This window comes from Paenibacillus popilliae ATCC 14706 (genome assembly GCF_000315235.1).
Taxonomy (GTDB): domain Bacteria; phylum Bacillota; class Bacilli; order Paenibacillales; family Paenibacillaceae; genus Paenibacillus_B; species Paenibacillus_B popilliae.
This window is the reverse complement of record NZ_BALG01000241.1, coordinates 1-234: the sequence shown is the minus strand read 5'-3', so window position 1 is coordinate 234 and position 234 is coordinate 1. Positions and strand designations below refer to the sequence as shown.

Annotated in this window: 1 pseudogene; it reads right to left on the bottom strand. The window is 50.9% G+C overall.

The annotated features are described in order from the left end of the window. Positions 1-234, bottom strand: a pseudogene (locus PPOP_RS22845) (IS630 family transposase); the annotation flags it as partial.

The following is a 234-nucleotide window of genomic DNA, read 5'->3' as shown; positions in this document are numbered from 1 at the left end:
GATCGCCTGAATGCCAGGTTTCTCGTCGTAGGACAAATAAACGTCGCAGAGCGGTTTTATTTCTTCGTTCTCCAGAATGTATTCGATTTGCTGATAGACGCAAAGCACTTCCGTCCGTTTTGCATCGAACTCTGGATCGTGGCGTTCCAGATCATAACGGACTTTATGTGGTTGCAAGTCTTGGGCGGCCAGCAATCGGGACACGCTGCTAGGCGACATGCGGGAGAGACAGTC